General features: G+C 65.7%; 22 protein-coding genes. 15 read left to right on the forward strand and 7 right to left on the reverse strand.

The genetic code is table 11. The features are described 5' to 3' along the window. Window positions 1-34: 34 nt before the first annotated feature. On the forward strand, window positions 35-628 hold the full coding sequence (locus tag MTR72_RS06500) for a hypothetical protein (protein ID WP_280970826.1): 594 nt from the start codon (window positions 35-37) through the stop codon (window positions 626-628). 3 nt (window positions 629-631) lie between these two features. Here MTR72_RS06500 and MTR72_RS06505 read toward each other — a convergent pair whose 3' ends face one another. The 3 genes from MTR72_RS06505 to MTR72_RS06515 are packed head-to-tail and all read right to left on the reverse strand — an operon-like array spanning window position 632 to window position 3,210. Further along, a complete protein-coding gene (locus MTR72_RS06505) occupies window positions 632-1,330 on the reverse strand; it encodes a DUF1045 domain-containing protein (RefSeq protein WP_280968025.1) in 699 nt (232 codons plus the stop codon). 18 nt (window positions 1,331-1,348) lie between these two features. Next, window positions 1,349-2,542 carry an alpha-D-ribose 1-methylphosphonate 5-triphosphate diphosphatase gene (locus tag MTR72_RS06510; RefSeq protein ID WP_280968026.1) on the reverse strand — a complete coding sequence of 398 codons (1,194 nt, stop codon included), beginning with the start codon at window positions 2,540-2,542 and terminating at the stop codon, window positions 1,349-1,351. Then, complete coding sequence (locus MTR72_RS06515; RefSeq protein WP_280968027.1) at window positions 2,539-3,210, reverse strand: chloramphenicol acetyltransferase; 672 nt, start codon at window positions 3,208-3,210, stop codon at window positions 2,539-2,541. Before MTR72_RS06515 ends, MTR72_RS06510 begins: the two co-directional genes overlap by 4 nt. A gap of 174 nt (window positions 3,211-3,384) precedes the next feature. Between MTR72_RS06515 and phnC the strand changes: the two genes are divergently transcribed. The 4 genes from phnC (at window position 3,385) to phnE (MTR72_RS06535) (ending at window position 6,995) form a co-directional block, all read left to right on the forward strand. Further along, window positions 3,385-4,194, forward strand: coding sequence for a phosphonate ABC transporter ATP-binding protein (gene phnC, locus MTR72_RS06520; protein WP_280968028.1), 810 nt, complete (start codon window positions 3,385-3,387; stop codon window positions 4,192-4,194). A 58-nt stretch (window positions 4,195-4,252) separates the two neighbouring features. Continuing rightward, window positions 4,253-5,188 (forward strand): phosphonate ABC transporter substrate-binding protein, encoded by a 936-nt coding sequence (gene phnD / locus MTR72_RS06525; protein WP_280968029.1) that lies wholly within the window; start codon window positions 4,253-4,255, stop codon window positions 5,186-5,188. A 77-nt stretch (window positions 5,189-5,265) separates the two neighbouring features. Further along, the gene (gene phnE, locus MTR72_RS06530; protein ID WP_280968030.1) at window positions 5,266-6,150 is read left to right on the forward strand and encodes a phosphonate ABC transporter, permease protein PhnE; all 885 of its coding nucleotides are present in this window, start codon (window positions 5,266-5,268) and stop codon (window positions 6,148-6,150) included. Further along, window positions 6,147-6,995, forward strand: a complete 849-nt coding sequence (gene phnE / locus MTR72_RS06535) for a phosphonate ABC transporter, permease protein PhnE (protein WP_280968031.1) — start codon at window positions 6,147-6,149, stop codon at window positions 6,993-6,995. The genes phnE (MTR72_RS06530) and phnE (MTR72_RS06535) overlap by 4 nt, the downstream gene beginning before the upstream one ends. Before the next feature lie 168 nt (window positions 6,996-7,163). Here the strand turns inward: phnE (MTR72_RS06535) and phnF are convergent, their stop codons facing one another. After that, window positions 7,164-7,895: a phosphonate metabolism transcriptional regulator PhnF gene (gene phnF, locus MTR72_RS06540; RefSeq protein ID WP_280968032.1), complete on the reverse strand. Its 732-nt coding sequence runs from the start codon at window positions 7,893-7,895 to the stop codon at window positions 7,164-7,166. A 107-nt stretch (window positions 7,896-8,002) separates the two neighbouring features. Here phnF and phnG point away from each other — a divergent pair, with 107 nt between their 5' ends. The 9 genes from phnG to MTR72_RS06585 are packed head-to-tail and all read left to right on the forward strand — an operon-like array spanning window position 8,003 to window position 14,980. Further along, window positions 8,003-8,467 (forward strand): phosphonate C-P lyase system protein PhnG, encoded by a 465-nt coding sequence (gene phnG / locus MTR72_RS06545; RefSeq protein WP_280968033.1) that lies wholly within the window; start codon window positions 8,003-8,005, stop codon window positions 8,465-8,467. A gap of 4 nt (window positions 8,468-8,471) precedes the next feature. Beyond that, window positions 8,472-9,080, forward strand: coding sequence for a phosphonate C-P lyase system protein PhnH (gene phnH, locus MTR72_RS06550; RefSeq protein WP_280968034.1), 609 nt, complete (start codon window positions 8,472-8,474; stop codon window positions 9,078-9,080). Between the two features lie 4 nt (window positions 9,081-9,084). After that, complete coding sequence (locus MTR72_RS06555) at window positions 9,085-10,188, forward strand: carbon-phosphorus lyase complex subunit PhnI (protein ID WP_341510245.1); 1,104 nt, start codon at window positions 9,085-9,087, stop codon at window positions 10,186-10,188. Then, window positions 10,185-11,081 (forward strand): alpha-D-ribose 1-methylphosphonate 5-phosphate C-P-lyase PhnJ, encoded by an 897-nt coding sequence (locus MTR72_RS06560; protein ID WP_280968036.1) that lies wholly within the window; start codon window positions 10,185-10,187, stop codon window positions 11,079-11,081. The genes MTR72_RS06555 and MTR72_RS06560 overlap by 4 nt, the downstream gene beginning before the upstream one ends. After that, window positions 11,074-11,871: a phosphonate C-P lyase system protein PhnK gene (phnK, locus tag MTR72_RS06565; protein WP_280968037.1), complete on the forward strand. Its 798-nt coding sequence runs from the start codon at window positions 11,074-11,076 to the stop codon at window positions 11,869-11,871. The genes MTR72_RS06560 and phnK overlap by 8 nt, the downstream gene beginning before the upstream one ends. A gap of 8 nt (window positions 11,872-11,879) precedes the next feature. Next, on the forward strand, window positions 11,880-12,578 hold the full coding sequence (gene phnL / locus MTR72_RS06570) for a phosphonate C-P lyase system protein PhnL (protein ID WP_341510246.1): 699 nt from the start codon (window positions 11,880-11,882) through the stop codon (window positions 12,576-12,578). A gap of 14 nt (window positions 12,579-12,592) precedes the next feature. Next, on the forward strand, window positions 12,593-13,750 hold the full coding sequence (locus tag MTR72_RS06575; RefSeq protein ID WP_280968039.1) for an alpha-D-ribose 1-methylphosphonate 5-triphosphate diphosphatase: 1,158 nt from the start codon (window positions 12,593-12,595) through the stop codon (window positions 13,748-13,750). Continuing rightward, a complete protein-coding gene (gene phnN / locus MTR72_RS06580) occupies window positions 13,747-14,343 on the forward strand; it encodes a phosphonate metabolism protein/1,5-bisphosphokinase (PRPP-forming) PhnN (protein WP_280968040.1) in 597 nt (198 codons plus the stop codon). The genes MTR72_RS06575 and phnN overlap by 4 nt, the downstream gene beginning before the upstream one ends. Window positions 14,344-14,368: 25 nt before the next feature. Beyond that, on the forward strand, window positions 14,369-14,980 hold the full coding sequence (locus MTR72_RS06585; RefSeq protein WP_280968041.1) for a pyridoxamine 5'-phosphate oxidase family protein: 612 nt from the start codon (window positions 14,369-14,371) through the stop codon (window positions 14,978-14,980). 177 nt (window positions 14,981-15,157) lie between these two features. On the opposite strand, the gene MTR72_RS06590 is transcribed toward MTR72_RS06585, so the two are convergent. Beyond that, window positions 15,158-15,889 carry an SDR family NAD(P)-dependent oxidoreductase gene (locus tag MTR72_RS06590; RefSeq protein ID WP_280968042.1) on the reverse strand — a complete coding sequence of 244 codons (732 nt, stop codon included), beginning with the start codon at window positions 15,887-15,889 and terminating at the stop codon, window positions 15,158-15,160. Between the two features lie 387 nt (window positions 15,890-16,276). Here MTR72_RS06590 and MTR72_RS06595 point away from each other — a divergent pair, with 387 nt between their 5' ends. Beyond that, window positions 16,277-16,498 carry a hypothetical protein gene (locus MTR72_RS06595; protein WP_280968043.1) on the forward strand — a complete coding sequence of 74 codons (222 nt, stop codon included), beginning with the start codon at window positions 16,277-16,279 and terminating at the stop codon, window positions 16,496-16,498. Window positions 16,499-16,541: 43 nt separating this feature from the next. Here MTR72_RS06595 and MTR72_RS06600 read toward each other — a convergent pair whose 3' ends face one another. Both MTR72_RS06600 and MTR72_RS06605 read right to left on the reverse strand, forming a co-directional pair. Beyond that, window positions 16,542-17,045 (reverse strand): DUF6496 domain-containing protein, encoded by a 504-nt coding sequence (locus MTR72_RS06600; RefSeq protein WP_280968044.1) that lies wholly within the window; start codon window positions 17,043-17,045, stop codon window positions 16,542-16,544. 69 nt (window positions 17,046-17,114) lie between these two features. Beyond that, a complete protein-coding gene (locus MTR72_RS06605; RefSeq protein WP_280968045.1) occupies window positions 17,115-17,897 on the reverse strand; it encodes an alpha/beta fold hydrolase in 783 nt (260 codons plus the stop codon). Between the last annotated feature and the right edge of the window lies 1 nt (window position 17,898).

Below are 17,898 nucleotides of genomic sequence, written 5' to 3' on the forward strand. Positions count from 1 at the left end.
CGCGAGCGGTCTCTATCACGGCGTCAATCCGGGAATGGGATGGCCGCTCGCCGTTTCGGCAGGGCTCATGGACAAGAGTCCGCGCGCGCTCGTCCGTGCGTTGTGGGCTCTGTCGGCCGGACATCTCCTGGCAACACTTCTCGTGCTGCTGCCATTCGCGTTCCTGCTCGCGCTGGCCGAGTGGCAGCGTTCAATCCAGTTCAGTGCGAGCCTCCTCGTCATCGGCTTCGGCGTCTATCGGCTGATCGAGCGGCGCCATCCGCGGGCGCTGGCACGGATCCCGCCGACGCAGTTGGCGCTCTGGTCGTTTGCTGTCGCCATTGCTCACGGCGCGGCCTTGATGCTCGTGCCGATCTATCTCGGGCTCTGCCAGGCCTTTGAACTCGATGCCGGCCACGCGGCGGCCGGCGCGCTGATGAAGGCAAGTCTCGGGATGGCGGTGCTGGTGTCCGTGGTGCACGTTGCCGCCATGATCAGCGCCGGCGGATGCCTGGCTTGGCTGGTCTACCGCTATCTGGGACTGAGGTTCGTCTCGCGAAGCTGGTTTAATCTGGATGCAGTCTGGGCGACCAGCCTTGTCCTGGTCGGCGCCGTGGCACTCGCCTTCAATGTTGCGAGCTGGCGCTGACGGTTATCGCGTCAGAACCCACTCGCCGATGATGCGGAAGCGCGCGTTCGCATTTTCCTGCTTGAACAACGCGAGGCGATCGATTGTCAGCGTGTCGAGCTTTAACGCTGCAAACCGCGATCGCAGCATCTCGATAATCGTTCCGCGACGCTCCGCGTCCAGTCGCCCCGTCAGCGTCATGTGGAAGCGGAATTCTTCCATCACGTACGGGTAGCCCCAGCGGTCGAGATAATCGCGCTGCCGTTCGCTCAGCTTCTCGGGTTTGCGCCGCGCGCGGTCCTCCGTGGTCAGTGCTGCGCGAAAAGAGTCGAAATCGCGCGTGCAATCAGCGGCGAGCTGCTGGAGCGCGGCGACCGGCTCGGCCGGAATGACGGCAATGAAGCCGCTGATGGAATCGACAACGGGACGGATCACCGGAATGGGCCGCGCTTTCGCGGCGAACGTCGCGCAGGCGGCGGCGAGCTCGGCTTCGGTCTTTTCGGGCGCGAGTGCCATCGGCGCTTTCAGCGTGCCGTGAAAGCCGTATTTGCGAGGATCGGCGGTGACGTCGCGCCAGTCCGGCGCGACACGCCGTGCTTCCTCGGGGAAGGGCAGCTCGTTGCCGGTGTGAGCGTCATAGCCGAGCAGCTCGGCGCCAAAACGCGAGAGAGCGCTATGGGCGCTGGCTGCATGATAGATCGCGTAGCGGGGAAAACCTGTCATTGCCTGAGCATAACCGCTTTACGCCGCGACGACAGCCTCGCGCGGCGTGGCCGCGGGGCCGAGCAGCCGCGCCGCATCTGTCAGGTGCACGAGCCGCCCTGCTGCGATCACGGCGACGAGCCGCGGCCGCAGCGGTACGGTGTCGTCGACCAGGAGAATGTCGGCACGACGTCCTTCCGCCAGCGTGCCGCGATCGCCAAGGCCGGTGGCGCGTGCGGGCCCGGCGGAGACCAGATTCCAGGCTTCGGTGAGCGGCAGTATGCCATCGGCAGCGAGTCGGAACGCCGCGAGCAATTGCGCAGGATAATAATAGTCCGACGCCAGCACGGTGCAGAGCCCCTTGGCGATCATGTCGGACGCCCTGGTCCAGCCGGTGTGGCTGCCGCCGCGCACGACGTTCGGCGCACCGTAGACGATGGCGTCGCCGTTGGCGGCGGCATCCCGCGCCGTCTCCTCGTTGATCGGAAACTCGGCGATCATCGCACCCAGGGCGCGATATTCCCGGCGCATCGCCGGCGTTCCGTCGTCATGCGACAGCATCCGCACCTCGGCGGCGCGTGCCGCAGCGGCCAACCGCGAAATCGAGGCCGGCACCTCGGCGGCGCGCGAGACCACGCGATCGACCAGCCGGTCGAAGTCTTCGTTCGACAGCCCGGTGCGCTCCACCATGCGGTTGCGCTTGCGCGGCTTCGCCATGTCGGCAACGGTACCGTCCATGTGGTCGTTGAAGGCGAACAGGTCGATGCGACCCTCGGCCAGCCACTGGCCGATCTCGTCTTCGGCGTCGAGATTGTAGGTCTCGTGCCGCAGGTGGAAGCGGGTGTCGGCGGCGAATTGCGGGCGCTGGCGCTCGATCGCCTCCATCAGGCTCCTCGCATTGTCGCCGCTGCGCAGGCCCGGCTCCCACGAACAGGTCGTGGCGTGGAACACCGTGGTGATGCCGTTGCTGATCGCCTGGCGGTCGCTGTCGGCAAGCGCGACATCGATCGGGAAGTCGACGCCGGCGCGCGGCATCATCTGCCGCTCGAAGGCATCGCCATGCAGATCGACGATGCCGGGCAGGACCAGCAGGTTGCGCGCGTCGATCGCCAGCCGCGCACGGGCGCGAGGCGCATCGATCCGCGCAATGTCCTGTCCGGACACGGCAAGCGAAGTTTCGACGAGCTCGGAGCCGATCAGGGTCCGGCCACCTTCAAGGAAAATGTCTGTCACGCGACCGCGCTTCGTTTGCTGGCAGGAGAGCTCGTAAGGGAACTTGCCCGTGCTTCGTATGTCGACAGGAAATCTTCAATCCCGAGATTGCGGAAATCGGGCAGAGCTTCACGCAACTTGTCGTGATCCCAATCCCACCAGGCGAGCCTGGCGAGCCGTCCGGCGATCTCTTCCGAGAATCGCCGCCGGACGATCCGCGCCGGATTGCCGGCGACGATGGTATAGGCCGGCACGTCCTTGGTGGCGATGGCGCCGGCCGCGATCACCGCGCCGGTGCCGATGTTGCGGCCAGGCAGCACGATCGCGCCGTGACCGATCCAGACGTCGTGGCCGATATGGACATGATGCTGACGTCGCCAGTCGAAGAAATCGGCGTCGTCGCTCTCGCCCGGGAAATAAGCGCTCGAGCGATAGGTGAAATGGGCCTGCGTGGCGCGATGCATCGGATGGTTTCCGGGATTGATGCGCGTCATCGCCGCGATCGAGCAGAACTTGCCGATCGTCGTGTAGGTGATCTGCGCGTCATTCATCACGTAGGAGTAATCGCCCATCGTCACTTCGTGCAGGATCGTGCGCGCGCCGACCTCGGTATAGGCGCCGAGCCTCGTCTCGTGCAGCTTTGCCGAGGGATCGATGGTCGGTTGGACCGAAAGCACTTTGGCGACCATGTTGCATCCGAAAGATCGAGGAGGGGCGCCTGTCTTCGAGCGGCTCGATGACAATGTCATGACGCCACAATGACAGGGGATGAGGTGTGTAGGATCGCCGCACGGCAACGCGCATGTCACACAAGTGTCAAGCGTCGGCGTTAGCGGTGGCAGCCAGTTACTCTGGAGCCCTGCATGCTGGTGGTGGAAGGTCTGACGTGCCGCTTCGGCGCAAAAGCTGCGGTGGACGACGCTTCGTTTCAAATTTCCCCCGGCGGCTTCGTCGGCGTGATCGGACGTTCCGGTGCCGGCAAGTCGACCTTGCTGCGGACCATCAATCGCCTCGTGACGCCGACGCACGGACGCATCCTGTTCGAGGGCGTCGACGTCACTGCGCTGCGCGGCAAGGAGCTGCGGCAATGGCGGGCGCGATCGGCGATGATCTTCCAGCAATTCAACCTGGTCGGTCGGCTCGATGTGCTGACCAACGTGCTGATGGGACGTCTGGCCGTCATTCCCGCCTGGCGCTCGCTCGCGCAAGTGTGGCCCGAGCAAGACAGGGCGCTGGCGATGTCGGCGCTGGAGCAATTTGACATTGCCTCGCTCGCCGCCCAGCGCGCCGACCAGCTCTCCGGCGGCCAGCAGCAGCGCGTTGCGATCGCACGCGCACTGGTCCAGCAGCCCGACATCATTCTCGCCGACGAGCCGATCGCCTCGCTCGATCCGCGCAACACCAAGATCGTGATGGATGCGCTGCTCCGCATCAACAAGCACTTCGGCATCACCGTGCTCTGCAACCTGCATTCGCTCGATCTGGCGCGCACCTATTGCGACCGCCTGATCGGCATGGCGGCGGGCCGCGTGGTTTTCGACGGCGCGCCGTCCGCGCTGACCGATCACGTCGCGCGAGAGCTGTACGATCTCGAAGCCGCCGACGTCATGGGCGGCATGCCCGTGCCCGCGCCTCAAGGCGTTCCGGCGCTCGGGACTGCGGCAGCCGCCTGAGCCAGCGCCTGCGTTTTCAGTTTTGCGTCAACCGACCCCAACCGATGAAGAGGGTACCATGATCACTCGCAGATTAGTCCTTGCCGGCGCCACCATGCTGGCCTTTGCCGGATCCGCTTACGCCGATGACTGGAAGGCCAAATATCCCGAACTGACCTTCGCGGTGGTTCCGGCCGAAAACGCCTCCGGCGTCACCGAGCGCTGGACGCCCTTCGTGGAATACCTGTCGAAGCAACTCGGCGTGAAGGTCACGCTGCGCATCGCCAATGACTATGCCGCGGTGATCGAGGGCCAGCGCGCCGGCAACATCCACATCGCAAGCTACGGCTCGGCCTCGTTCGCGCGCGCTCGCCTGACCGGCGTCAAGACCGATGCCTTTGCCAACGACATCAACGCCGATGGCTCGACCGGCTACTACTCGGTGTTCTTCGTTAAAGCGAGCAGCCCGTACAAGAGCGTCGATCAGCTCAAGGGCAAGAACCTCGGCCTCGTCGACCCGAACTCGACCTCCGGTAACAACGTGCCGCGCTTCGAGCTCGACAAGATGGGCATTCCGGATGCCGACGGCTATTTCAGCAAGGTCGTGTTCACGGGCAGCCATGAGAACGCGATGCTGGCGCTGGCGCAGGGCACGGTCGACGTCGCGGCCAACCAGTGGACCAGCGACGACGATTCCACGCTGGCGCAGATGCTGACCAAGGGCATGCTGAAGAATGCCGACGGTTCGGCGATGAAGAAGGACGATTTCCGCATCATCCACAAGTCGGCGCCGATCATCAACGGGCCCTACGCCTACAACTCTGACCTGCCGGAAGACGCCAAGGCGGCGATCGCGAAGGCGTTCTTCGATGCGCCGACCAAGGACAAGGCCGCGTTCGAGCGCCTCTCCGACGGCCAGAAGAAGGGCTTTCATCCCGCGACCACCAAGGATTGGGATGGCACGATCGAGCTGATCAAGTTCGTCGATGCTCTGCGTAAGAAGAAGGCGTCCTGAGTTTTCGGGACGATGCACTGGAGCCGGGTCGAGGGACCCGGCTCCTTCTCTTTTGACGGGTCACGCTCCCTGATCAAATGACGCTCGCGGTTTCGATCCTTCCCGAACAGCAATTGGCCGCGCTCGATGCCGCCTATCGCCAGGCAGTGACGCGCAAGCGGCTTCGTCTCCTGCTTGGGATTGCACTATTCATTTCCGCTCTGGTCCTGTCAGCGATTGGCGCGGAAGTGAACCTGCGCACTCTCTTCACCTATTTCGGCAACTTCGTCAGCTATTTCGATCGCATTCTCACGCTCGACAGCGGCCAGCGCGTCTGGACCGATGTTGGCGAGTGGCTGTGGGGCTGGCGCAAATGGTTGAAGATGTTGGCGGAGACCCTGCTGATCAGCTATGTCGGCACGCTGATCGGCGCGACCCTCGCCTTTGCCCTGAACTTCGTCGCGGCGGAGAACACCTCGCCGGCGCCCTGGCTGCGCTTCGTGGTACGGCGCCTGCTCGAATTCGCTCGCACCGTCCCGGGCATCGTGTTTGCCCTGGTCTTCGTCATCGCCTTCGGCCTCGGGCCGATGGCGGGTGTGCTCGCGATCGCGATCCACTCCACCGGTGCGCTCGGCAAGCTGTTCTCGGAGATCGTCGAGAACGCCGACATGAAGCCGGTCGAGGGCATCCGCTCGACCGGCGCGAGCTGGCTCTCCTGCATGCGCTTCGCCGTCGTGCCCCAGGTGACCGCGGGCTATGCCAGCTACGCGCTGCTGCGCTTCGAGATCAACGTCCGCGAAGCCTCCGTGATGGGCTTCGTCGGCGCCGGCGGCATCGGTCAGGAGCTCGTCGTCGCAATCCGCAAGTTCTACTATTCGGACGTCAGCGCGATCCTGCTCACCATCATCGTGACGGTCTTCATCATCGACATCACGACCGGCTGGCTGCGCAGCCGCCTGTTCGGCAAGGAGGCGCGGACGTGAGCAAGCCTCAGGAGGTCGACACCGCACAGCTTCGCGCGCGCTATCCCGATGTGTTCGAGCGGCCGGCTTCGGCGCGCCTTGCGACCCCGGCGATGATTGCCGCGGCGCTCGCGCTTCTGGTGTATGGCCTCGTCGATCTCGATTTCTCGCCGTCGCGCTTCGTCGCCGGTCTCGGTCAGCTCGGCTGGATCAGCCTGATGATGATCCCGCCGGATCCCGGCTCGTCTCTGCCGATCTATCTGCAGGCGCTGGGCGAGACGTTGTCGATCGCGCTGCTCGGTACCACGCTCGCCGCGCTGTTCGCGCTTCCCGTGAGCCTGCTTGCCGCGCGGAACGTGGTGCCGTCGAATATCCTGCGCTTTCCGGTGCGGCGCTTCCTCGATTCGATCCGTGGCGTCGATACGCTGATCTGGGCGCTGGTCTGGATCAATGTCGTCGGCCTCGGTCCGTTCGCCGGCGTGCTCGCGATCGCGGTGTCGGATTTCGGCGCCTTCGGCAAGCTGTTCTCGGAGGCGATCGAGGGTGCCGACCAGAAGCAGGTCGAAGGGATCCGCGCCTCCGGCGGCAGTGCGCTGCACGAGATCAGGTTCGGCCTGATGCCGCAGGTGCTGCCGGTGATCGCCGGCCAGGTGCTCTATTTCATCGAATCGAACACGCGCTCGGCCACCATCATCGGCATCGTCGGTGCCGGCGGCATCGGCCTCCAGCTCGCCGAGCAGATCCGCGTGCTGGAATGGCAGAAGGTATCGTTCCTGATCCTGATGATCCTGGTTGCGGTCGCCGCGATCGATTTCATCTCGGGAAAACTCCGCTTCGCCATCATCGGGCGGCGGGCGGTGGCTTAGCGTGTTTTCCTTCGCCTCTCCCCGCCTGCGGGGAGAGGCCGGATTGCATCGAAGATGCCATCCGGGTGAGGGGGAGCTTCCGCGAGTCTCACTCGCACCGTTTTCGTGGATAGAGCCCCTCACCCCAACCCTCTCCCCGTAAGAACGGGGAGAGGGAGAACAGGCACTTCACCCGTTCTCCACCAGAAACTCGACGCGCTCCGCGGCAAAACGCGAGTGCTTGGTCACCAGCGGCTTGCCGTCGAGATCGAGGTCGGTTGCGTCGACCACGAGGATCGGCCGGCCGAGCGCCAGATCGAGCCGCGCGGCGTCGGTCGCATCCACGATGCCGGCCGTGATCCGGGTCGCGCCGCGGTGATAGTCGCGGACGCCGTAATGCTCGAGCAGTTTTGTCATCGAGCGCGTGGCCGCGAACACGGTTCCTGCATTCGGAAACAGCTCTGCTGACAGCCAGGTGGTGGAGACGCAGATCGGCGTGCGATCGGCGAGGCGTATAGCCTCGATCCGGACCAGCGGTGCGCCGACCTTCAGGCCGAGCTCTCGCGCCAGTTCACGCGTTGCGACGTCCTGCGACGCCCCGATCAACTGACCGCGCGGCTCGCGACCGCCGGCGCCGACGATCTCGGAGAAGCGCGTGCGCGAACGCAGCGGGTAGGCAAGGCGCTGCGCCTCGACATAGGTTCCGCTGCCGCGCTCGGCCCGCACCAGGCCGCGCTCCGCAAGTGCCGCGAGCGCGCGCCGTACGGTGTGGCGGTTCACGCGATAAGTTTCAGCGATCTCCATCTCGCCCGGCAGCTTTTCCCCGGCGGCAAAGCGGCCGTCGGCAATGCCGCGCTCGATGCCGTCGGCCACGAGGCGCCACAACGCGACGCCGGAAGAGGCGGTGTCCTGCATACTCATGTCGCCGGGCAGGCTATCCCACAAATCATACACTTGTCACGAAACAGTCATGGCCTTCCCTTATCAAGTTGTCTATTATCATAGACAACTTGAATTCGGCAAGTTCGGTGGATCCGGTGACCCAGCACAACGACCAGCAAGCCCAGCGCAAGGCCGCGATGGCCGTGCTGGCGCACGCGGAGGCGGGCGAGATCGCCGCTCGCCTCCGTACTCTCGCCCTGCCGGACCATCAGGATCTGCGCGAGGCCGAAAACGGCCTTGTGATGCTGCGCGGCCGGGTCGGCGGTGACGGTGCGCCGTTCAATCTCGGCGAAGCGACGGTGTCGCGCGCGGCGGTGCGGCTTGCGAGCGGCGAGGTCGGCTTCGGCTACACGCTGGGACGCGACCGCGAGAAGGCGAGGCTGATCGCGCTGTGTGACGCGCTGGTGCAGTCGAGGGATTTCGGTGCGGCTGTTGAGCGGGACGTCATTGCGCCGCTGCGCGAGGATCTTCTGGCACGACGCAAGAGTGTGGCGGAGGAGACCGCCGCAACGAAGGTTGATTTCTACACAATGGTGCGCGGTGAGGGATGAGGCCATGACCAGGATTGCGGAATTGCCGCCGGGGTTCGCCGACAAGGTCTTGTCGGCGCAATCGACATTTCGCTCCGTCATGGATGCGATGGCGCGTCCGGGTTCGGTCCAGCGCATCGTGCCGGCGGCGGGGACGCCTGGCGCAATGATGCGCGGCACGGCCGCGATCGCGCTGACGCTGTTCGATCACGATACGCCGCTCTGGCTTGATGCACGGATGTCGGAAAGTTCCGACACGGTGAAGTGGCTGAAGTTTCACACCGGCGCGCCGGTCGTGCAGGATTCCTCGATTGCCGCTTTCGCGCTGATCGCCGACGGTTCGGCGCTGCCGCCGCTCGAGCGCTTTGCGCTCGGCTCCAGCGAGTATCCGGATCGTTCAACCACACTGATCCTTCAAGTCGACAGCCTCGACGCGGGGCGCGCTTTCGAGCTGCGTGGCCCGGGAATCGATGGGGTTGCGACGCTCCAGGCGGCGATCCGGCCTGCCGATCTGTTCGAGCGGCTGCGCATCAACGAGGCGCTGTTCCCGCGCGGCATCGACGTGGTGCTGGTCGCGGAAGAAGCCGTGGTTGCGATCCCGCGCACCACGCGTGTCGCGAACAAGGGAAACTAGAAGCATGTATGTCGCAGTCAAAGGCGGCGAACGCGCCATCGAGAACGCCCATCGCCTGCTGGCCCATGCGCGGCGCGGCGACCGGAGCGTTCCGGAGGTCACGCTCGATCAGATATCCGAGCAGCTCGGCCTCGCCGTCGACCGCGTCATGAGCGAGGGGTCGCTCTATGACCGCGAGCTCGCGGCGCTCGCGATCAAGCAGGCGCGCGGCGATCTGATCGAGGCGATCTTCCTGGTCCGCGCCTTTCGCGCCACCCTGCCGCGCTTCGGCGCGAGCGAGCCGATCGACACCGGCGCGATGCGGGTGCAGCGGCGGGTATCATCGACCTTCAAGGACATTCCGGGCGGCCAGATTCTCGGGCCGACCTTCGACTATACGCATCGCCTGCTCGATCCGACTCTGGCAGAGGGATTTGTACCGGAGGTGCCGGCGACGGCGGAAGCGTCGCCCGCGGCCACGCCGCGTGTGACCGACATTCTGGGCCGCGACGGACTGATCGAGTCCTCGCCGCAAGCCGAAGAGGGCGCAAGCGTCGGCGATCTCACGCGCGAGCCGCTGAACTTCCCGGCCGATCGCGACCTGCGCCTGCAGAATCTGGCGCGCGGTGACGAAGGCTTTCTGCTGGCGATGGGCTATTCAACCCAGCGCGGCTACGGCCGCAACCATCCTTTCGCCGGCGAGATCCGGTTTGGCGAAGTCGAGGTCGAATTCTTCGCGGAGGACGTCGGTTTCGCGGTGCCGCTCGGCGCTATCGAACTCACCGAATGCCAGATGGTCAACCAGTTCAAGGGTTCGGCCACCGAGGCGCCGTGCTTCACCCGCGGCTATGGCCTCGCCTTCGGCCAGAGCGAGCGCAAGACCATGTCGATGGCGCTGGTCGACCGTGCGCTCCGGGCGCGCGAGCTCGGCGAGGAGGTGGGGGCGCCGGCGCAGGACGAGGAATTCGTGATGTCGCATTCGGACAACGTCCAGGCGACCGGCTTCGTCGAGCATCTGAAGCTGCCGCACTATGTCGACTTCCAGTCCGAGCTCGGCCTGCTGCGCAAGCTGCGTCAGGAATTCGCAGAGGCCAATGCGGTCGAGCCGATGAAGGAGGCCGCGGAATGAACGCGCCTGCCTACAATTTCGCCTATCTCGACGAACAAACCAAACGGATGATCCGTCGCGCGATCCTCAAGGCGATCGCAATCCCCGGCTATCAGGTGCCGTTTGCCAGCCGCGAAATGCCGATGCCCTATGGCTGGGGCACCGGCGGCGTGCAGGTGACCGCGGCGATCCTCGGTCCTCGGGACGTGCTGAAGGTGATCGACCAGGGTTCCGACGACACCACGAACGCGATCTCGATCCGCAAATTCTTCGCCAAGACCGCCGGAGTTGCCACGACGACCGCGACGGAAGATGCGACCGTGATCCAGACCCGTCACCGCATCCCCGAGGCGGCGCTGCAAGAAAATCAGGTGCTGGTCTACCAGGTGCCGATTCCCGAGCCGCTACGCTTCCTCGAGCCGCGCGAGACCGAGACGCGGCGCATGCATGCGCTCGGCGAATACGGCCTGATGCATGTGAAGCTCTACGAGGACATCGCCCGCTTCGGTCACATCGCGACCGCCTACGCCTATCCGGTGAAGGTGAACGCGCGCTATGTGATGGACCCGTCGCCGACGCCGAAATTCGACAATCCGAAGATGGATAACTGCCCGGCGCTGCAGCTCTTCGGCGCCGGCCGCGAGAAGCGCATCTATGCGATCCCGCCCTACACGCAGGTGGTATCGCTCGATTTCGAGGACCATCCGTTCGAGCCCTACCGCTTCAACGCGCCTTGCGCGCTGTGCGGGGCGGAAAATTCCTACCTCGACGAGATCGTCACCGACGACAGGGGCGGACGCATGTTCGTGTGCTCGGACACCGATTATTGCGAGGGCCGCCAGGCCGCCGGCCATCACGGCAGCCTGAGTGCCGCGCCTTACAAGGAGAGGGCGCAAGGGGGATCAAATGGTTGACCAGGAGAAGGTCGAGAACGATCAGCCGCTGCTGATCGCGGAGGCCTTGAGCAAATCCTACGGCAGGATCGCCGCCTGCCGCGACGTCTCCTTTGCGCTCTATCCGGGCGAGGTGCTGGCGATCGTCGGCGAATCCGGCTCGGGCAAGTCGACGCTGCTGCAATTGTTGTCGGGCCAGCTCGCGCCGAGCGGGGGCTGCGTGTCCTACCGGATGCGCGATGGCGTCAGGCGTGACCTTGCGACGCTTGGCGAGGCTGAGCGGCGCTTTCTGTTCCGCACCGATTGGGGCTATGTGCACCAGGATCCGGCGCAGGGCCTGCGCATGGCGGTCTCGGCCGGCGCCAATGTCGGCGAGCGGTTGATGGCGGTGGGCTGGAATCACTACGGCCGTATCCGCGACACCGCGTCCGACTGGCTGACGCGGGTCGAGATCGACGTCGCGCGCATCGACGATGCGCCGCGTACCTATTCCGGCGGCATGCGCCAGCGCCTCCAGATCGCCCGCAATCTCGTTACCGAGCCGCGCCTTGTGTTCATGGACGAGCCGACCGGCGGCCTCGACGTCTCCGTGCAGGCCCGCCTGCTCGATCTGTTGCGCAACCTCGTCGCCGAACTGCACCTCGCCGTCGTCATCGTCACCCACGATCTCGCGGTCGCGCGGCTGTTGTCGCATCGCGTGATGGTGATGAAGGGCGGCCGTGTCATCGAGACCGGCCTCACCGACCAGGTGCTCGACGATCCGCGCGAGCCCTACACCCAACTCCTCGTTTCCTCGATTCTGCCGCCATGAGCCCGCCGATGACTGCCATGATCGACATCGCCGATGCCAAGAAGACCTTTACGATGCACCTGCAAGGCGGCATCGAGCTGCCAGTGGTCCGCGGCGTGACCTTCCACGTCGATCCCGGCGAATGCGTCGTGCTGTCCGGTCCGTCCGGTGCAGGCAAGTCGTCGATCCTGAAGATGATATTCGGGAACTATCGCTGCGACTCCGGCCGCATCGGCATTCGCCACCGCGGCGGGCTGATCGACCTCGCCACCGCCGAACCGCGGCAGGTCCTCAACGTCCGCCGTTCGACCATCGGTTATGTCAGCCAGTTTCTGCGCGCGGTGCCGCGGGTTGCCACCATCGACGTCGTCGCCGAGCCCCTGATCGCTGGTGGTATGGCGCGTGCCGACGCGCAGCAGCGCGCAGGCGGCCTGCTGCATCGGCTCAACATTCCCGAACGGCTCTGGCAGCTTCCGCCGGCGACGTTTTCCGGCGGCGAGCAGCAGCGCGTCAACATCGCGCGCGGTTTCATTTCGGAGCTGCCGATCCTGCTGCTCGACGAACCGACCGCCTCCCTCGATGCCGCTAATCGCGCCGTGGTAGTCGAGCTGATCGGCGAGAAGAAGCGCCGCGGCGTCGCAATGGTCGCGATTGTCCATGACGACGAGATCCGCCATTTGATCGCCGACCGCATCGTCGACGTCACCACCTTTGCCGCCGCGGCCTGAAGGACGAGAAGGACATGAACGCCAAGCCGAATGAAACCGTGATCGCCAACGCCAGGATCGTGCTGGCCGACCGGGTGATCGAACGGGGCTGGGTTGCCGTTGCGGACGGGAGCATCGCCGAGATCGGCGAGGGCAGGGCGCCCGCGGGCGCGGAGGATGCCGGCGGCGATCTGCTCACGCCCGGCCTGATCGAGCTCCACACCGACCATCTCGAGGCGCACTACGTGCCGCGCCCAAAGGTGTTCTGGGATCCGGTCGCGGCTGTCCTCTCCTATGACGGCCAGCTCGCCACTTCGGGCATCACCACCGTGCTCGATTCGCTGCGGGTCTGGCGCGAGGACGGCGCCGAGGAGGTCGATGGCCGAGCGGGCACGCTCGCGGCGGCGATCTCGGTCGCGCGCGAGAACAATCTGCTGCGCGCCGATCACTTCCTGCATCTGCGCTGCGAAATCCCGATGCCGAGCGTGGTCGAGGAGGCCAAGGAGCTGGTCGACCGCCCCGATGTGCGGCTGATGTCGCTGATGGACCACACTCCCGGCCAGCGCCAGTTCCGCGACGAGGTCAAGCTGCGCGACTATTATCGCGGCAAGGGCGGCGGCAAGACCGATGCCGAGCTCGACGCGCTGTTCGCGCGGCGCTTCGAGTACCAGAAGGCCTACGCCACGACCAACATGCGCGCGATCGTGGCGCTGGCGCATGAACATGGCATCCCGTTGGCGAGCCATGACGACACCACCGAGGAGAACGTCGCGGACGCCGTGCGCGACCGCGTGGCGGTGGCGGAATTCCCGACCACGATCGAGGCCGCGCGCGGGCTCCATCGGGCCGGCATCGATATCCTGATGGGCGCGCCCAACGTCGTGCGTGGCGGCTCGCACTCCGGCAACATCGCTGCGGTCGACCTCGCGCGCGAGGGTCTGCTCGACATCCTGTCGTCCGACTACATCCCCTCCAGCCTGCTGATGGCGGCACTGCAACTGCCGGAGCATGTGCCGGCGATCGATCTGCCCGCGGCGATCCGCACCGTGACCAAGGCCCCGGCGGACGCGGTCGGGCTCTCCGATCGCGGCGAGATTGCGATCGGCAAGCGCGCCGACCTGATCCGTGTACACCTTGCCGGCCGCGTTCCCGCGGTCCGCAGCGTCTGGCGTGAAGGAAGCCGCGTCGCATGAGCGAGATAGTGGCGATTGCGCAGGAGCAGGCGTCCGCGATCGGGCCGGGACGGCTTGTCCTCGTGGTCGGTCCGAGCGGCGCAGGCAAGGACACGTTGCTGCGGCTCGCACAAGCAGCCTGCATCGACGATCACAACGTCGCCTTCCCCCGCCGTGTCGTGACGCGGGAATCGTCGGTGGCCGAAGACAATTTGGCTGTCAGTCCCGACGAATTCCGGCGCGCCCTCGACCACGGCGATTTCGCCGTGCATTGGCAGGCGCACGGGCATTGCTACGCCCTGCCGCGCGAAATCAACGACGACATCCGTGCGGGTCGGACGGTCGTCATTAATGTCTCGCGCACGGTGATTGGCGAGCTGCGCGGCGCTTATGCCAATGTCGTGGTGGTCGCGATCACGGCGCCGCCGGACGTGCTGGCCCAGCGGCTCGCCGCGCGGGCACGACTCAGCGATGGCAACATCGCGGAGCGGCTCGCCCGCAGCGTCGAGGAGACGGCAGCGCAGGCAGATGTCACTATCGTCAATGCCGGCAGCGCCGAGTACCACGGCCGCCAGCTCGTGCGCGTGATCAGGAACGAAGGCTGGCACGAGTAGCGGCCGGCGCAACCAGGAGAATGGAATGTCGGTGATTGAAACGGTCGAACAACTCGAAGCCATCTACGGTGTCACCAACGACGCCTCGACCGTGAAAGTCGCCGACCATGTTACGCCGCTTTATCGCATCTTCATCGAGAAGGCGCCGTTCGCGGCACTCGCGACCATAGGGCCGGAGGGCATCGACTGCTCTCCGCGCGGCGATCTGCCCGGCTTCGTCCGGATTCATGATCCGAAGACACTGATGCTGCCGGATCGCCGCGGCAACAATCGGGTCGATTCCCTGCGCAACATCGTGCGCGATCCGCGCGTCGCGTTGATGTTCCTGATCCCCGGCTCGGGCAACGCGATCCGCGTCAACGGCCGTGCCCATCTCTCCGTCGATCCCGAGCTGCTGGCCTCTTTCAAGGTCGACGGCAAGGCGCCGCGCAGCGTCATGGTGATGACGGTGGAGGAGATTTATTTCCAGTGCGCCCGAGCCATCGTCCGCTCCGACCTCTGGAATCCCGACAGGCGCGTCGATCCGAAGACGCTGCCGACACCCGGCCAGATTCTCGCCGAGATGAGCCAGAACAAGGTCGGCGGCGAAGAATACGACCGCATCTGGCCCGAGCGCGCCGCGGCGACGATGTGGTAGTTTCCCTCTCCCCTTGTTGTGGGAGAGGGTGGCTCGCCGCAAAGCGGCGAGACGGGTGAGGGGTTTGTCGCCGCGCTTGACCTCTCGCGATCGAGTTCGCCGATAGAGACCCCTCATCCGGCGCTTCGCGCCACCTTCTCCCACAAGGGGAGAAGGGAAGAGAGATCGCAAATCGGCTCAATTAAACGCCATCCCGCCGCTGAGCGCGACCGTCTGTCCGGTCATGTAGGCGTTGTCGACCAGCAGCATCACGGCCTTGGCGACCTCGTCCGCGGTGCCGAAGCGGCCGAGCGGGATGCGGCTGACGAGTTGCGGCTGACCGCTCATCATGTCGGTCTCGATCAGCGAGGGTGCCACCGCATTGACGGTGATTCCTTCCTTCACCAGGCGTGCTGCATAGCCGCGCGTCAGACCCTCCACGCCGGCCTTCGACGCATTGTAGTGCGGCCCGATCGCGCCGGCGCCTCGCGCCGCACCGGAGGAGATGTTGACGATGCGGCCCCATTTCCGCGCGCGCATCGCCGGTAGCACCGCCTGCGTGCACAGGAAGGCGGATTTCAGGTTGACGAGCATCGTGCGGTCGAAATCGTCTTCGGTGAGATCATCGACGCCGCGCGTGATGGCGATGCCGGCATTGTTGACGAGGATGTCGACGGGGCCGAGCACCGCCGCTACGTGCTCGATCATTCCGGCGACGGCCTCGCGCTGCGACACGTCGGCGGCCACGGCGATTGCGCGACCGCCACGTTTGCTGATCTCGTTCGCCAATTGCTCGGCCTGTCCGATCCGCTCGCGGCAGTTGATTGCCACGGCCGCGCCGGCCTCGGCCAATGCGCGGCAGACCGCCGCGCCGATCCCGCGCGAGCCGCCGGTGACGAGCGCGGTATGCCCTTTCAAATTGTCCGCCATGTCCCGACCGTCCTTCTCGTTCGTCGCCTGCCGGTCAGACCGTACCACGCCGGTGGCTCGCCCGAATTGAACTCATCGCGAGATGAATCCAATTGCCGCCGTTTGCGCCGAGAGAAGCACCGATATGTGCGGGGTGCAAATATGGATAGCCATTTCATTGACCAATCGCGCCGATCGCTCGATATTCGAGGCATCGAAACTGCTCCCAGAGCCGAAGCCGCGACATGAGAAGCGATCACCAGCGTATTTGGGGCGACATGCATGAGTGCATGACGCGACGCTGTTTCTCCGCGGCGACCGGCGCCTGTTGTTGCTGACCGCAGCCGCCTAGCAATCCCCACCGCAAACAACCGACAGGAACGTCGCATCCGCGACGAACGAGCAGCCATGTCCCAAGCCCAGTCGAACGCCTACATCATCGAAATTCACGATCGCGCCGCCGGCATCATTACCCGGGATGCGCGCGGCTTCCGCTTCTTCTCATCCGAGCGCCTGTTCGACAGCCTCGAAGGTCGCCAGTTCCGCTCAGCTCGCGAGGCCGAGCGCGCCGCTCGCGCGGTGTTCTCGGAACGGCGTCAGCGGGCGAACTCTTCATTTCTCGCCATCTGAGCCGCCGGCTCGGGGCGTCTGGCGCGTGAGCCGGTGCACCTGCTCAACGCCGGCGGCGTGCCCTGGTGCGTGCCGCCTTCTTCGCGGCGGTGGAGCGGGCCTTGGCGCCCTTGGTGCGGCTGGCCTTGCGCGCGGCGGCCGAACGCGACGCGGCGCTGCGATGGCTCGCGGCGCGCTTGCCTTGCTTCGACAGCGCGCGGCGCGATGCGGCTGATCGCGGCTCCTTCTTCAGGACTCCTTCCACCGCGCGCGACACGCGCGGTCGCTTCTTCGGATGCCGCTTGCCCTGGCCGGCCTCATAGGCGTATTTGGCGCTGCGGCGCGTAGCCTTCTTGGTCCGCCCTTTGCGTGGCGGCGGCAGATCGACGCCGGCGCGCCGCGCCTCGGAGAGACCGATGGCGATGGCCTGGCGCGTCGAGCGCGCGCCATGCTTGCCCTTCCTGATCTTGTCGATCTCGTCCTTGACGAATTCGCCGGCCTGCGTGCTCGGCGACTTGCCCGTGCGCTTGTCCTGCTTGGCTTTGCGAACGACTTCCTGTCTTGGCATGGGTCGAGTTCCCCTTTGGATTTACAGGGATATCTGACCGCAACGCATCAGACGGAAGATTGATCCGTCTCAGTTCCTCAGCGCCGCCAGCAATTCGTCGGGACGCTCGGCCATGATCATGTGGCCTGCGCCCGGCACCACGACGGTCCTCGCATGCGGGATCGCCGCCGCGAGCGCCTTGCCGGCCTTCGCCGGCGTCATCATGTCCCGTTCGCCCAGGATGAGCGTGGTCGGCACCTTGACGCTGGCGGCAGCGGTGAGGGCATTCGTATAGGAATTGCAGGCGGATAGGTCCCTGAACAGCACGTCCGGCTCGCAAGCTTTAAGCACCGCCTGCGCGCCGCCATGCATCCACAGGCCCGGCGCGAGGCTGCCGCCGAGCTCGGCCTTGAAGCCGAGACCCCAGATCGAGACCATGTCGATGGCATCCTGATCGTTGGCTTCGGCGGCCTTTAGGAGATCCGGTCCGACCGTCATGGTCGCGGCGGTGCCGATCAGGCTCAGCGCGGAGACCCTGTCGGGATGCCGCGCGGCGGTCTCCAGCGAGATCAGCGATCCCATGGAGTGGCCGATCAGATGCGCCTTGGCCGCGCCGGCGGCGTCGAGCAGCGCAGCCGTCCAGTCAGCCATCTCCGCGATGCCTGGGAGCGAGGGGCCGGCCGAACGGCCATGGCCGGGCAGGTCAGGCGCCAGCACGCCAAACCCATGGTGCGCGAACCAGCGCGTGTGCAGCGCCCAGGTCGAATGGTCGAAGCCTGCGCCATGGATGAACACCACCGCGGGCAGGGACTTGTCGAATTCGCGGCCGCCGGTCGCGACAAACACCTCGGCGCCGTTGACGGAGAGCTTCATG

The sequence above is a fragment of the Bradyrhizobium sp. ISRA442 genome (genome assembly GCF_038085055.1).
In the GTDB taxonomy this organism is placed as follows: Bacteria; Pseudomonadota; Alphaproteobacteria; order Rhizobiales; family Xanthobacteraceae; genus Bradyrhizobium.